Genomic DNA, 15,721 nt, shown 5'->3' with positions numbered 1-15,721 from the left:
TTGTCTGGATGATTATTAAGCTGAATGTGTTAAAATCAGAAAGGCCCGAAATAACTGTTCCGGGCCTTGTGATAATTTGTTATTTCGACTTACATCAAATCGAAACCTATATCTTCTCTGAAGTATTTTCCGTCAAAATATATCCTTGCTGCATCAGCTGTTGCTGATTGTAATGCCTCAAACATGTTATCCTGTAAACTCGTTACTGCTAACACGCGTCCGCCGTTACTTTTAATTATGCCACCTTCTGCAATTGTTCCTGCGTGGAAAGCTAATGATTTACGGATGTTATCAATTCCGGTCATTGCTTTACCTTTTTCATAATCGCCAGGGTAACCACCTGCTACAATGACCACTGTAGCTGCACTTTTCGGGCTAATTTTCAATTGAACATCTTTTAACTGCTTTTTCGAGGCTGCGATGAAAAGTTCTACCAGATCATTCTCGATTCTTGGTATCACGCTTTGAGTTTCAGGGTCACCCATTCTACAGTTATATTCAATGATCATTGGTTTATCGCCAACCTTGAACAATCCGAAGAAAATGAAACCTGTATAATCTATTTTATCTTTCTTTAAGCCGTTAATTGTAGGAATGATAATGCTGTTTTCAACTTCCTTTAAGAATTTTTCATCTGCAAAAGGAACCGGAGAAACAGAACCCATACCACCTGTATTTAATCCGGTATCACCCTGACCAATACGTTTATAATCTTTTGCTTCTGGTAAAATCACGTAATTATCACCGTCAGTCAAGACAAATACTGACAATTCAATACCTGTTAAGAACTCTTCGATCACAACGATCGCACCTGCATTTCCAAACTTGCCTTCGCTTAACATCAAGGTTAGTTCAGCTTTTGCGTCTGCTGCGGTTTCACAAATCAACACACCTTTTCCAGCTGCTAAACCATCTGCCTTTAAAACAACCGGTAAGCTGTGGTTTTCCAGGTAAGCTAATCCTGCTGCCAAAGTATCTTTGGTGAACGATTTAGAACCCGGGTGAGGAATGTTATGGCGTGCCATAAATTCTTTAGAGAAATCCTTGCTGCCTTCCAATATAGCACCTTCTTTTTTAGGGCCGATAACCGGGATACCTGCAAGTTTATCATCCGCCAGGAAAAAATCATGAATACCATTTACAAGAGGTTCTTCAGGGCCCACAACAACAAGCTCAATCTTCTCCGTTAAAACAAACGTTTTGATTGCTGCAAAATCATTCGGATTCAGGTTTACATTTTTACCATATGCTGCTGTTCCACCATTACCTGGTGCGATAAATAGTTTGGAGCATTGTTCAGATTGACTCATCTTCCAGGCGAAAGCGCTTTCTCTTCCACCAGAACCTAATAATAAGATATTCATATTCAGCAAAGATAAACGCTTTGCCTAAATTTTAGACAGACTCTCCTAAATTATATTCATCCAATCATTACCGCAAGATGACAAATTGTACTTATCTGCCTAAATAAAGCTATATAGCCATTACAATTACAAGATATTTTGTAGTTTTATCCCTCGATAACTGCCAAAGTGACCTGTAGACTGGTGTGGCTTGGTTGTTGTAAAATGATGATTTTAAAACAAATAAAACATAAATAAAACGATGCTGGGATTTTTAACCAAAGTTTTTGGAAGCAAATCAGAAAGAGATATTAAGGCAATCCAACCACTTGTCATTAAGATAAATGAAGAATACGCTAAGCTTTCGGCCTTAAGCAATGATGAATTGCGTAACAAAACTGTCTATTTCAAAGACATTATAGCCAAATCTTTAGCGGAGATTGATACTCAAATTAGTACCCTGAAAATTGATGCTGATGGTCAGGATTTATCATTACCTGAAAAAACTGCCATTTATGAGCAGATCGATATATTGGTAAAAGATAGAGATAAAGAATTAGAAGTTGTATTGATGGAAATTCTTCCGGCTGCTTTTGCAGTGGTGAAAGAAACTTCCAGACGTTTTGCTGAGAATCCTACGCTTGAAGTTACGGCTTCTCCGTATGACAGAGAATATGCTGCGCGCAGAGCTAACGTGAAAATCGAAGGCGATAAAGCTTACTGGGCTAATTCATGGGATGCTGCCGGAAGTACAGTAGTCTGGAATATGGTTCACTATGATGTACAGTTAATCGGTGGTATCGTATTACACAATGGTAAAATTGCTGAAATGGCAACGGGTGAGGGTAAGACGCTGGTCAGTACATTACCTGCTTATCTGAATGCTTTAGCTGGTCAGGGTGTACACATTGTAACAGTGAATGATTACCTGGCACGACGTGACTCGGAGTGGAATGGCCCTTTATTCGAATTCCATGGTATCAGAGTAGATTGTATCGATAAACATGAGCCTAACTCTCAGGAACGTAGAAATGCTTACCTGGCTGATATCACTTATGGTACAAACAATGAGTTTGGTTTTGATTATCTGCGTGACAATATGGCGCAGGAACCAGGTCAGTTGGTACAACGTAAATTGCACTTTGCAATGGTGGATGAGGTCGATTCAGTATTAATTGATGATGCACGTACTCCATTGATTATCTCAGGTCCGGTCCCTTTTGGAGATCAGCATGAGTTTCATGAGCTGAAACCAAGAATCGAACGTTTGGTAAATGCACAGCGCGAATATGTGACCAGAGCTTTAAATGAAGCCAAAAAATTAATTGCAGATGGTAAAACCGGAACTGAAGAAGGTGAAGGTGGTTTAGCTTTATTAAGAGCGCACCGTGGTTTACCAAAAAATAAAGCACTGATCAAGTTTTTAAGTGAAGGAAATAACAAAAATATCCTGCTTAAAACTGAAAACAGCTATATGGCTGATCAGTCGAAAAATATGCCTAAAGTAGATTCACATTTATATTTCTATATCGATGAGAAAAATAACCAGGTAGAATTAACAGAAAAAGGAATTGAGCTGATCACCAAATCTGGTGAGGATGAGCATTTCTTTGTGTTGCCTGATGTAGGTACTGAAATTGCTGAAATTGAGAAATCAACTTTGGAAAGTGAAGATAAGATTGCACAGAAAGATGCTTTAATGCGTGATTACTCTATCAAAGCTGAACGTGTTCACTCTGTCAATCAACTGTTAAAAGCTTATACCTTATTCGAAATGGATGTAGAATACATCATCGATGAAGGTAAAATCAAAATTGTAGATGAGCAGACTGGCCGTATCATGGATGGCCGTCGTTATTCTGATGGTTTACACCAGGCGATTGAAGCTAAAGAAAATGTGAAAGTAGAAGATGCTTCACAAACTTATGCGACAGTTACTTTACAGAATTTCTTCAGAATGTACCATAAATTATGTGGTATGACTGGTACAGCAACAACCGAAGCTGGTGAGTTCTGGTCTATTTACAAACTGGATGTGGTAGAGATACCTACAAACAGGGTGATGCAGAGAATGGACGAGCAGGATTACGTTTACCGTACTGTTCGTGAAAAATATAATGCACTTGCAGAAGAAATTGTAAAATTAACAGAAGCAGGAAGACCTGTATTGGTAGGTACGACCTCTGTAGAGATTTCTGAGCTGTTAAGCCGTATGCTGAAGTTACGTGGTATTAAACACAACGTACTGAATGCGAAAATGCACCAGAAAGAGGCTGATATTGTAGCTGAAGCTGGTCAGGCCGGAACGGTTACGATTGCAACCAACATGGCTGGTCGTGGTACGGATATTAAATTAGGTGCTGGTGTTAAAGAAGCAGGTGGTTTAGCTATCGTTGGTACAGAGCGTCATGAGTCGCGCCGTGTAGACAGACAGTTACGTGGTCGTGCAGGTCGTCAGGGAGATCCGGGTTCTTCTCAGTTCTTCGTGTCACTGGAAGATAACTTAATGCGTTTATTTGGTTCTGAGCGTATTTCTAATATCATGGTCAAAATGGGAATTGAAGATGGTGAAGTGATTCAGCATTCTATGATTACCAAATCTATTGAGCGTGCACAGCAAAAAGTTGAAGAGAATAACTTTGGTATCCGTAAGCGTTTGCTGGAATATGATGATGTGATGAACTCACAGCGTTCTGTAATCTATGCGAAACGTAAAAATGCTTTGTTTGGTGAACGTCTGGATGTAGACATGAACAACATGGTGTTTGATGTCGCTGAAGATGTTGTTTCTGAATACAAAGAGGCTGGTAACTACGAAGGTTTCAAATTAGAGGTCATTAAAAACTTCTCTTTGGATACTGATATTACTGAAGCTGAATTCAGTTCAAGAAGTATCCATATTTTAACAGATAAGTTGTTTGAAGAAGCAACTACGTTTTACGCAAGAAAATCTGAGAATATCATTCTTCAGGCGATGCCGGTATTAACACAGGTATTTGAAGAACGTGGTGAGCATATTGAGCAAATCGTTGTTCCTTTCACTGACGGGATCAGAAGTATCCAGGTTCCTGTAGAGTTGAGAAAAGCGATCGCTAATCATGGTAGAGAAGTAACGAAGTCGTTTGAGAAAACTATTGTTCTTGCTTTAATCGATGAGTCATGGAAAGAGCATTTGCGTGAAATGGACGAGTTAAAACAGTCTGTACAGAATGCAGTTTATGAGCAGAAAGATCCGTTAATCATTTACAAAATGGAAGCTTTCAATTTGTTTAAAAACATGTTGAATGCAGTCAATAAAGAAGTAGTTAGTTTCTTATATAAAGGTGGTATCCCGATGCAGCAGGAAGCTGATGACATCAAGGAGGTACAAGAGCCAAGGCCAGCGCCAAGCAGACTGCAGTTGTCAAAACCTGAATTTGCTTCTTCAACCAGTACAGGTGATGTACAGTTTGAGGACACACGTGAGGCGGTTCCGCAACAACCAATCCGTAAAGAAGTTACTGTTGGAAGAAACGATCCTTGCCCTTGTGGAAGCGGCAAGAAATACAAAAACTGCCATGGTGCAGGATTGTAATTTGTAATACACATAAAGAATGCCGATTTTTGTAAAAAGAAATCGGCATTCTTTTTTTTAGAACAGTTTGTAACCTTTCCTATGAAAACACTTTTTACATTTATTATTTGTTGCTTCTCTTTTGCTGTTTCCGCTCAGAAAAGAGGAGAAGTGGTCATTGTGAAAGATCCGCTGGTAGATAGCCTGATCGAAAAAAGGATTGCTTTGAGCAAAAAAGCAACGCCGGCAACGGGGCACAGAAATGGAGCAATTGTTTCGCAGATGGGATTCCGTGTACAGGTGTTTTATGGTTCAGACCGAAGACACACTTTCAATGAACAGGCGCGTTTTAAATCGGCTTATCCAAAGCTGAATACTTATATTACTTATAAAGAACCAAATTATTATCTCCGCGTGGGCGATTTCAGAACACGTTTGGAAGCCCAGAGATTGATGAATGAGCTTAGGTCAACATTTCCGACTTTGTTCATCTTCAGGGAAAAAATCAATGCACCCCGTTTATAGCCAATCAAATGATCAACAAAGAACAGATTCAAAATTTAGCAAATACTATATTTCAGGATGTTGTAGGTTATCGTCAGCATCTTCATATGAATCCGGAACTTTCTTTTCAAGAGTTCCAGACTTCAGCATTTATCCAGGATAAATTAAATGCCTGGGGTATTCCGTTTACGCTGATGGCGAATACTGGAGTAGTAGGGCTGATCAAAGGAGAGCTGCCGTCTGATGAGGTTATTGCACTTCGTGGGGACATAGATGCTTTGCCAATCATTGAGGCGAATGACAAGCCTTATACATCGAAGAATGTTGGGGTAATGCATGCTTGTGGTCATGATGTACATACTTCTTCTTTGTTGGGAGCTGCGTACATCCTGAACGAGATGAAGGCAGAATTTGGCGGAACGATTAAATTGATATTCCAGCCGGGTGAGGAAATCCTTCCGGGCGGGGCAAGTTTGATGATTGCTGAAGGGGTATTGGAGAATCCAAGACCTGCGAGTATTATCGGGCAGCATGTAATGCCATGGATAGATGCTGGTAAAGTGGGTTTCCGTTCTGGTATTTATATGGCATCTGCCGATGAATTATATGTAACAGTTAAAGGAAAAGGCGGGCACGGGGCACAGCCTCAGCAGAACATCGATCCTGTACTGATTACTTCTCATATTATTGTGGCTTTACAACAGATTGTAAGCCGTAACGCAGATCCAAGGTTACCGTCTGTACTTTCTTTTGGAAAGGTGATTGCAAATGGTGCAACTAATATTATTCCGAATGAGGTGAAGCTTGAAGGAACTTTCAGAACATTGAATGAGGAATGGAGAGCAGAAGCGAAACGTTTGATGAAGAAAATGGCGGAAGGGATTGCGGAAAGCATGGGTGGTAGTTGTGAGTTTAATATTATGCATGGTTATCCGTTTTTAGTGAATGAGGAAAAATTAACAGCAAGTGCGCGTGGTTATGCGGAAGATTATTTAGGGAAAGAAAATGTGGTTGACCTGGATATCTGGATGGCTGCGGAAGATTTCGCTTATTATTCTCAGGTCACTGATGCTTGTTTCTATCGTTTAGGCACGGGAAATGAGGCTAAAGGGACTAAATATTCTGTGCATCATCCGAATTTTGATGTGGATGAAGATGCGTTGAAAATATCTACTGGCCTGATGGCTTATATCGCTTTAAAACAATTGGGGAACTAAATGAAGGGTTTTCTTATTACTGCTTTAGTGGTTTGCTGGTTTGGAGGTTTTGCACAGGAAATTCCGCGTTTTAATCCGGATACGCTCAAGACGATCCAGCTGGATTCTAATGTGAATATTGTTGCTCAGAGGTTGAACGTTGAGACTTTTATCAGGGCGATTACAACTGATACGAGTTTTTATGCGGCATTCAGAAAGATGAAGAAGTATAGCTTCATTGCTGAAAACAGGATTTATACTTATGATAAGAAGAATAAAGTAAACGGAAAAATTTACCGCAAGATCAAGCATTCCAATTCCGGGCCGGTAAGGATGGAGTACCTGGTTAAACAGGATACAGGGAAGGTGTTTAAGAAGAATGGCAAGTATCAATTGTATACGATAGAAATGTTTGATTACATTTTTATGAATGCTTATAAGTCTGATCTGGTTTCAAACACAGCGACTTCTTCTCCGGGTGGTAAAGGTGATAGCAATTCAAGCTATAAGGATAAGTTGAAAACATTGATTTTTAATCCTGGAAAACCGGTAAAGGGTATTCCTTTTATTGGCAGCAAAACGGAGATTTTTACACCGAATATGCGTCAGTATTATGATTATAATTTCCAAAGCGGGACTTACCTGGATTCAATTCCGGTATACCGTTTCAGGGTAAGTGTGAAGAATGATTTAAGTTCATGGACCAAGGATGGTTTAATGATCAAGGAGCTGGTCACGATTTTTGATAAGCGTGATTTTGCAATTCTTGGCCGTTATGTAGATATGAAATACAGCAATATGTTATTTGATTTTAATGTGCAGATGAATATTGAAATGGGCTATTTTGGGGAGGATAAATTGCCAACCAAGATTACGTATCAGGGAAATTGGAATGTACCTTTTAAGAAAGAAGAGCGGGCAAGCTTTTTGATATTGCATAAGGATTACCACTAAAATCAGTATTTGTCCTTGCAAATCGAATATTCAATATTACAATTGCAAGGATGATAACTACAATTTTAACTCAAATGACGCATCAGCAAATATTAGATAAGCTAGCTGCAGGGGCTATAGTCTCCTGTATTGATGATGAACTGGCCAGATTGGTAGGCTGGACTATGAATAGGGAATTTGAAACTGCGGAACAGCAACTGGCAGATTTTCTCCCTAAATTATTATCACGGTGGAATTGTGTGCTGAAGGCTGGAAAAGAAGAAGTTGGTGCTTATTATAAAGAAAAAGTAATTCTTGTATTGGCTGTATTACTGCATAAATATGGTTTTAAGGATAAATCGATTACTGAGCAGGCATTAAAGGCAATTGATAAGTTGAATAAGGGTGTAGTGCTGAGTGATCATTTTTTCAGAAAGACGGAGGAGATCAAAGCAGTTTTAAATTCAGTACCTGTACCACTTAAAAAAAGACCAGGACATCGCGATAGTATCACTTTCTACAGACCAAAAGATGTAATTTCATTCCAATTGGATGGTCAGTTTTATGCGGCTTATATCCATGATTTGGTTGGGCAGAATGATTGTCCGATTATAGAGTTTTATGATCAGGTTTTTACGCAGGTTCCTGAATTAAAGGATTTGAAGAATGGTAAAGCCAGAGGATCTGTTTATAATGATGGAACAGCAAGGATTTCGCTCGATGCTATTTATTTGATGAAATATCTGCCTGACCTGGCCAATCAAATTCACCTGATTGCTTCTGGAGTAGAAGAAAAACCTTCAAATGACCATTTGGAAGAGTCCGTTGGACTATTTGCAATGAATGATATATTCCGTATCCAAAATTCAATCAGATGGATGTTTAGTCCACGTTAAATTCACGCGTCACGGAATAGAGTTTAAAGCTTTACCTAAAAAAGTTCTAAATTGGTTACCTTTGATTCCTGGGGATTTTAACCAGATTTCCGGCGATACCAAACCTATTCTAACCACAAAACGCATGTTGATGAAAAAATTGATCCAAACTATGGCATTTCTGGCTACAGGATGTTTATTACTTACTTTTATGGCTATGAAAGCCAAATCTAAAAAGATTATTTTCTTTGGTGATTCTATTACCCAGCAAGGTGTCCAGCCGGGTGGTTATGTTGATCTGATCAGCAAAAAATTGAATTCCCCGGCTTATGAAGTTATTGGAGCGGGTATTGGCGGGAATAAGGTATATGATCTTTACCTGCGTTTAGAGGATGATGTTTTAAATAAAAAACCAGACCTGGTTGTCATTTATATTGGTGTAAATGATGTTTGGCACAAACAGAGTTCTCATACGGGAACGGATCTGGATAAATTTGTGAAATTCTACCAGGCATTAATTCATAAAATTCAGACTAATGGTGCTAAGGTTGTCGTTTGTACACCAGCAGTTATTGGAGAGAAAAAGAAGGGTAGCAATGAACTGGATGCTGAGCTGGATACCTATTCGGCAGCGATCAGGGAACTGGCCACTAAAAATAAATTGGTGTTATGTGATTTGAGAAAGTTGTTTACGGAGTATGATTTGAAGAATAATCCGCAGGATCTCCCAAAAGGGATCTTAACAACTGATGGCGTACATCTTAATGAAAAAGGTAATGAAACGTTAGCTGCAACGTTGATACCACTAGTCAAGTAATTTGTTTGAATGATATATCAGGATACTATTAACAAAATTATGGACACTTCCCGTATTGAGGAGGTTGTTGGTGATTTTGTGTCTTTAAAGAAGCGGGGGACTAGCTTAATTGGTAATTGTCCTTTTCATAATGAAAAAACACCTTCTTTCCACGTATCGGTAACGAAAGGCATTTATAAGTGCTTTGGTTGCGGTAAAGGGGGAGATTCTGTACGTTTTATTATGGACCACGAGAAGTATTCTTATCCTGAGGCCTTAAAATACCTGGCGCAGAAATACAATATTGAGGTTGAGGAGAAGGAAGAAAGTCCGGAAGTTCTGGAGGCTAACAATGCAAGGGAAAGTTTATATGTAGTTTCTTTGTATGCGGCAAATTATTTCGCCAATGAATTGTGGACAGGTGAACAGGGCCGGGCAATTGGTTTAAGCTATTTTAAAGAACGCGGTTTCCGGGAAGATATCATTAAGAAATTCGAATTGGGATATTCTCCTGATCAGTGGGATGCTTTAATTTTAAGTGCAGCTTCGGCAGGGCATAAGGAAGAGTATCTGGAAAAAACCGGCCTGGCCATCCGCAATGAGAAGGGAAAGGTTTATGACCGTTTCCGGGGCAGGGTGATGTTCCCGATCCATAATTTTACCGGCAGGGTGATCGGTTTTGGTGGCCGTACCCTGAAAACGGATAAGAATGTCCCGAAATATGTCAACTCTCCGGAGAGTGATATTTACCATAAATCGAATGTGCTTTATGGGTTGTATCAGGCCAAGAAAGCAATTCGCGATTTAGACAATTGTTACCTGGTAGAGGGTTATGCGGATGTGCTTTCTGTACATCAGGCAAATATTGAAAATGTGGTAGCCTCTTCGGGTACTTCATTAACGATTGAACAGATCAGGCTGATCGGACGTTTTACGCAAAATGTAACCATTTTATATGATGGGGATGCTGCGGGAATTAAAGCTTCGCTGCGTGGGTTGGATATGATCCTGGAAGAAGGGCTGAATGTGAAAGTTGTTAACTTTCCTGATGGCCATGATCCGGATTCTTATATGCACAAGGTTGGTGCCGGTGCGTTTAAGATTTATATAGAAAATAACCGTAAGGATTTTATTCTGTATAAAGCTGATACATTACTGAAAGAAGCGGGTACAGATCCAATTAAGCGTGCGGGTATTATCAGGGATATTGTAGAAAGTATCGCCAAGATACCTGATGATATCAAAGCTTCTGTATTTATCAGGGAATGCAGTCATTTGCTCCAGGTAGAGGAAAGGATGTTAATGACCGAGCTGAACAAGATCCGTTCGGCGAAGTTTAAAAAGGGTGGACAAGGTCAGGGATACCAGCAAGGTTATCAGCAGAAGTCTTCCAATGCAAATCAGCATTCTCCTTATCCGGATGGCCCGCCTGATAATTTGTTTGATGATAATGCGCCTATGGATCTTCCGGAAACGGAAACCCGGGCGGATGATGATTTATTGCAGGAACATGAGATTGTAAGGCTTTTGCTTGCCTTTGGGCATGAGTTGGTGAGCTGGGATAACATTGATAACATGTACATCGGTTCTTTTATCATGCAAAACCTCTCTGATGTTACTTTTGAGGATGAAACCTGCAAGCTGATTATTCAGAATTACAAAGAAGAAATTGAGAACGGACATTTGCCGGTGGCGAACCAGTTCATTAAAAATAGTGACCGCAATGTTGCCGATCTGGCGATTACTTTATCCAGTTCGCCTTATTCGCTGAGTGAGAATTGGTATAACAAGCATAAGATTTATGTGCGGGATGAAACGGTTAATTTAAAAGCGACTATTCTGGGTGGGCTTTTCCATCTGAAAAAGAGAAAAGTTGACCGTATCCTGCTTGGTTTACTACAGGAAATTAAAGTGGAAACGGATGCTGTGAATCAGGAAATCCTGATGCAGCGGTATGCACACATTAAAAATGTGGAACGTGAAATTTCCAGATTCTTAGGTTCTGTTGTCATCAAATAATGGCGGCGCATAACGAATTGGGAAGAAGGGGAGAGCAGTTGGCTTCGTCCTATTTAGAACAGCTCGGTTACCGCATTCTGGAGAAAAACTGGGTGTTTAAGAGAGCAGAAATAGACTTGATTGCTTTTTATGACAGTAAGCTTATTTTCGTGGAGGTAAAAACCCGTAGTTCTGTAGGGCATGGTGAACCGGAAGATTTTGTGGACTGGAAAAAGGAAAAGCAAATGGAATTCGCATCCGCTATTTATATCGACAGAAAGAACCATCAGGGGGAAATTCGGTACGATATTGTTGCAATTGTTTTTGAAAATGAACAACTTTATAAAATTAATCATATTGAAGATGCATTTTGGCCAAACTAATACGCTCGTTAAATTACCTAAATTAATACTCCTGATTGGTGCGCTTACTGGTATTACTTTCGTGATCTCTTGTAAAAGCGGTGCGGGCGCCAGTGATGCATTGAGCTTCAAACTTCCTGAACAGGGTCAGAGTTATGGCCTGGGTGAGGATGTAAAGGTACAACTGGACGTTCCGGCTGAGGGTAAAGTCAGTAGTGTAAATTATCTGCTGGATGGAAAGCCGGTAGGCTCAAAAAATAACGGAGAGGCATTGACTATTAAAACTGGTGATTTGTCACTGGGTTATAAATTGATTACTGCGGTAGTTGATCAGGGCTCCAAAAAAGATACATTAACAATTAATATTGTTTTAAAATCGTCGGTTAAGCCCGCTGAATTCACTTATAAAGTGATCAATACGTTTCCGCATGATACAAGTTCTTATACACAAGGTTTAGAATATCACAATGGCCGTTTGCTGGAAAGCAGCGGTGAGTATGGTTTTTCTACTCTAAAATGGGTAGATCTTCAGACGGGTAAGGCATCTCCGAAGATTGAGCTGGAAAAGAAATTCTTTGGGGAAGGGTCTACCCTGATTGGCGATAAAATTATATTGCTGACCTGGAAAGAAGATGTTGGGTTTATTTATGATGCCAAGTCTTTAAAACAGTTAGGCACTTTCCCATACCAGAATAGCAGAGAGGGTTGGGGGCTTACCTTTGATGGGCAGCGGATCATCAAGTCTGATGGAACTAACCGGATCTGGTTTTTAAACAAAGACAACTATAAGGAAGAAAATTACGTGGATGTTTATGATAATAACGGAGAGGTCGCTCAATTGAACGAACTGGAGTACATAGATGGAAAAATATATGCCAACATTTATCAGACAGATAAAATTGCTGTGATAGATCCTAAAAGCGGCTCTGTATTGAGCTATATTGATCTTACCGGATTGTTACCTGCGAAAGACAGATTTCCTAACACAGATGTGCTGAATGGGATTGCATGGGATGCGGCTGGTAAACGTCTTTTTGTAACTGGAAAGAAGTTTAGTAAGTTGTTTCAGATACAGCTTGTTCCGGTTACGCCGAAATAAGCAGCTGATTTGAGCACAGCATTTGGTGTGTGCCTATTTTTCCTTTTTTAATTCTGGTTCAGTGATGTTTCCTTCAAAGCTGATAGCTTGCTGGTTATTACTGGTGACAGAAAGTGTAGCACGGCCTGTTTTTGTAATGGAAAGCGTCAGGTTGTAATTGTCTTTCACATCTTTTGGATTAATCAGAATCAACCAGCTGCCTTTTTTGTTTTTAGTGCTTTTGTAAGTAAAATCTTTAGACTTGAATTTAATCCCGCTATCATTGGGATCTCCGATTTTAGGGGTGTAAGATCTGCCGTAATAAGGAAGGTAAGAAACCAGGCTGTCTGGTGTTACTGTAAAATTGTAATTTGAACCTGTAAGGTTAATGTTTCCTCCGCCGGTATAACCTGGCATTCTGCTCATCACATTATTGATGTCTGCAGCGTTCAAAGGATTTGCGCTGCTGGCAACAAATACATAGTTTTTTGCTTCTACATTTTTTGTAGTGGTTTCTTCTGCTGTCTGAGCTTTTAATTGAAAGCCTGAAAAGATAAGAACCAGGAGCAGACAATTTTTAAACGTTTCCATTTGTATATAATTTATAGTTTGCAGGCGTGATTAGCGAATTTAAGCCTAAGACGGTCTTTAAGTATAAAGGTTTAATATACAAATGAAAATGTTTAGTTCATATTCCTGTTTATTGCTAAACAGGAATATACGATTATCTCCAGTCTTTATACTGGTTAATTAACCCATTTGTTGAAGCGTCATGAGAGGAAACGGCATCGTCATTCTTCAATTCAGGAAGGATGCTTTTCGCCAGTTGTTTTCCCAATTCCACACCCCATTGGTCAAAACTGAAGATGTTCCATACAATTCCCTGAACAAATATCTTGTGTTCATAGATTGCAATCAGTGTTCCAAGGCTGCGTGGTGTTACTTTTTTCAGTAAGATGGAGTTTGTTGGCCTGTTACCTTCAAAAACTTTGAATGGTGCAAGTTTTTTGATCTCTTCTTCTGTTTTACCTTCTTTTTTCAATTCAGCGGTTACCTGTTCTTCTGTTTTACCGTTCATCAGGGCTTCTGTTTGTGCAAAGAAGTTAGACAGTAAAATTGGGTGGTGCTCTCCGATTGGATTCAGGCTTTGTGCAGGGGCAATGAAATCACAAGGTATAATACGTGTGCCCTGGTGAATCAGCTGATAGAATGCGTGCTGACCATTTGTTCCTGGCTCACCCCAGATAATCGGGCCTGTTTCATAAGTAACTTCATTTCCGTTACGGTCTACGTGCTTACCATTACTTTCCATATCTCCTTGTTGGAAATAAGCTGCGAAACGGTGCAGGTATTGATCGTAAGGAAGGATGGCTTCAGTTTCTGCATCGAAGAAATTGATATACCAGATGCCTATTAAGGCAAGGATTACGGGTACATTGTTTTCAAATGGAGTGTTTTCAAAGTGCTCGTCTGCTGCGTGTGCGCCTGCAAGCAGTTCTTTAAAATTAGCAAAACCTACACTTAGTGCGATAGGCATACCAATAGCACTCCATAAAGAGTATCTTCCGCCAACCCAGTCCCAGAAACCAAACATGTTTGCAGTGTCAATTCCGAATGCAGCTACATCTTTAGCATTGGTAGAAAGGGCAGCGAAGTGTTTAGCAACGTCCTCTTGTTTTGCGCCTTTGTTCAGGAACCATTCTCTTGCTGTATTCGCGTTAGTCATGGTTTCCTGTGTCGTGAATGTTTTTGAAGCGACCAGGAAGAGTGTAGTCTCAGGATCTACAGTTTTCAGGGTTTCCACGATATGTGTGCCATCTATGTTGGACACGAAATGCATATTTAAATGGTTCTTGTAGGCTTTCAGGCCTTCAGTAACCATAACTGGTCCTAAGTCAGATCCGCCAATACCGATATTAACTACGTCAGTAATTGCTTTACCTGTATAACCTTTCCATGATCCGGAAATAATTGCCTCACTGAATTTCTCCATCTTGGCCAATACTTCGTTGACATCGTCCATGACATTAACACCGTCTGCGTAAACCGGCTTATTGCTTTGATTACGCAAGGCCGTATGTAAAACAGCTCTGTCTTCTGTCTGGTTAATCTTTTCTCCGCTAAACATTGCTTTAATGGCTTCGTCCAATTTGCATTCTCTGGCAAGCTGCATTAGCAAAGCAAGGGTAGTATCATTGATCCTGTTTTTTGAATAATCCAGCAGGATGTCTTCGAAAACCAGTGAAAACTTCTCAAAACGCTTTTCATCTTCTGCAAACAGTTGTTTTAAGTTCTTTTCATTAATGTCAATGAAGTGATCAGCCAGATATTTATAGGCCGCTGTCTCTGTAAAGTTTATGGTTGGTAACATAAATAATGGTGTTTCTGTAAATGTATAATTTAAATGTCGGCAGATTGGATTGTATTTAATAGTAAAACGGGCTTTTAAATTGAATATTTTACTTTTAACAGTCAAATGAGTGGTTGTCACTGGTTTTTATTTATATTATATTTAATAAGAAATAACAGTTCACCTCTAAAAACTACCCATTATGTTAGAAAATTTAAATCAACTGGTAAAGGATAGTACTCAGGATGCTATTGTCAACAATAGTGAAATTCCTGATGAACAGAATGAGGCTGCGATTTCTGCGGCTTCGGGATCTATTATTGAGGCCTTAAAACAACAATTGTCTTCTGGTAACATTGGTGGTCTTGTAGACGCTTTTAAAGGTGGAAATGTAGAGGGAAGTGCTGTGGCGCAGGATGCTTCTGCTGGTTTTATTGATAAATTGGCCGGCATGGGAATTAACCTGGATACAGCAAAAGGAATTGCTGCTTCAGTTATTCCCGGCATAATTAGCAAATTCATTAACAAAACAAATGATCCTGAGGATAGCTCATTTGATATTAAAGACGTATTGAGCAAAATATCAGGGCCGGATGGAAAGTTTGAATTGTCAGATCTGACCAACTTATTTACTGGTGCTAAAGAAGGGGAAGCAGGTGCTGAAGGCGGTGGTATTGTAGATAAGCTTAAAGGGCTTTTTAGCTAAACATAGATACTAATTTCGCAAAAGGCT

At 39.6% G+C, this 15,721-nt stretch carries 13 protein-coding genes; 10 read left to right on the top strand and 3 right to left on the bottom strand.

Features of this window, described 5'->3' with window-relative positions:
* Positions 1–89: 89 nt before the first annotated feature.
* Positions 90–1,364 (bottom strand): phosphoribosylamine--glycine ligase, encoded by a 1,275-nt coding sequence (gene purD, locus AY601_RS19085; RefSeq protein ID WP_068404027.1) that lies wholly within the window; start codon positions 1,362–1,364, stop codon positions 90–92.
* A 241-nt stretch (positions 1,365–1,605) separates the two neighbouring features.
* On the opposite strand from purD, the gene secA reads away from it, so the two are divergent.
* The 9 genes from secA (at position 1,606) to AY601_RS19040 (ending at position 12,659) form a co-directional block, all read left to right on the top strand.
* Entirely contained in the window at positions 1,606–4,917 is a 3,312-nt protein-coding gene (gene secA / locus AY601_RS19080; protein ID WP_068404022.1) for a preprotein translocase subunit SecA, read from the top strand.
* Positions 4,918–4,998: 81 nt separating this feature from the next.
* A complete protein-coding gene (locus tag AY601_RS19075) occupies positions 4,999–5,421 on the top strand; it encodes an SPOR domain-containing protein (RefSeq protein ID WP_068404021.1) in 423 nt (140 codons plus the stop codon).
* 8 nt (positions 5,422–5,429) lie between these two features.
* A complete protein-coding gene (locus AY601_RS19070) occupies positions 5,430–6,617 on the top strand; it encodes a M20 metallopeptidase family protein (RefSeq protein WP_068404018.1) in 1,188 nt (395 codons plus the stop codon).
* The gene (locus tag AY601_RS19065) at positions 6,618–7,550 is read left to right on the top strand and encodes a hypothetical protein (RefSeq protein WP_068404013.1); all 933 of its coding nucleotides are present in this window, start codon (positions 6,618–6,620) and stop codon (positions 7,548–7,550) included.
* Between the two features lie 50 nt (positions 7,551–7,600).
* A complete protein-coding gene (locus AY601_RS19060; RefSeq protein WP_157288009.1) occupies positions 7,601–8,425 on the top strand; it encodes a hypothetical protein in 825 nt (274 codons plus the stop codon).
* Between the two features lie 130 nt (positions 8,426–8,555).
* Positions 8,556–9,221, top strand: a complete 666-nt coding sequence (locus tag AY601_RS25775; protein ID WP_068407722.1) for an SGNH/GDSL hydrolase family protein — start codon at positions 8,556–8,558, stop codon at positions 9,219–9,221.
* A gap of 9 nt (positions 9,222–9,230) precedes the next feature.
* On the top strand, positions 9,231–11,219 hold the full coding sequence (gene dnaG, locus AY601_RS19050) for a DNA primase (protein WP_068404009.1): 1,989 nt from the start codon (positions 9,231–9,233) through the stop codon (positions 11,217–11,219).
* Complete coding sequence (locus AY601_RS19045) at positions 11,219–11,581, top strand: YraN family protein (RefSeq protein WP_068404004.1); 363 nt, start codon at positions 11,219–11,221, stop codon at positions 11,579–11,581. Before dnaG ends, AY601_RS19045 begins: the two co-directional genes overlap by 1 nt.
* A complete protein-coding gene (locus tag AY601_RS19040) occupies positions 11,562–12,659 on the top strand; it encodes a glutaminyl-peptide cyclotransferase (protein ID WP_068404002.1) in 1,098 nt (365 codons plus the stop codon). The genes AY601_RS19045 and AY601_RS19040 overlap by 20 nt, the downstream gene beginning before the upstream one ends.
* Before the next feature lie 33 nt (positions 12,660–12,692).
* Here the strand turns inward: AY601_RS19040 and AY601_RS19035 are convergent, their stop codons facing one another.
* Both AY601_RS19035 and pgi read right to left on the bottom strand, forming a co-directional pair.
* On the bottom strand, positions 12,693–13,229 hold the full coding sequence (locus AY601_RS19035) for a DUF4251 domain-containing protein (protein ID WP_068403997.1): 537 nt from the start codon (positions 13,227–13,229) through the stop codon (positions 12,693–12,695).
* Positions 13,230–13,362: 133 nt separating this feature from the next.
* Positions 13,363–15,009: a glucose-6-phosphate isomerase gene (pgi, locus tag AY601_RS19030; protein ID WP_068403994.1), complete on the bottom strand. Its 1,647-nt coding sequence runs from the start codon at positions 15,007–15,009 to the stop codon at positions 13,363–13,365.
* A 181-nt stretch (positions 15,010–15,190) separates the two neighbouring features.
* Here pgi and AY601_RS19025 point away from each other — a divergent pair, with 181 nt between their 5' ends.
* Positions 15,191–15,694 carry a hypothetical protein gene (locus tag AY601_RS19025; protein ID WP_068403992.1) on the top strand — a complete coding sequence of 168 codons (504 nt, stop codon included), beginning with the start codon at positions 15,191–15,193 and terminating at the stop codon, positions 15,692–15,694.
* The last annotated feature ends 27 nt before the right edge of the window (positions 15,695–15,721 follow it).

This window comes from Pedobacter cryoconitis (genome assembly GCF_001590605.1).
In the GTDB taxonomy this organism is placed as follows: Bacteria; Bacteroidota; Bacteroidia; order Sphingobacteriales; family Sphingobacteriaceae; genus Pedobacter; species Pedobacter cryoconitis_A.
This window is presented reverse-complemented; position numbering and strand designations above follow the sequence as displayed.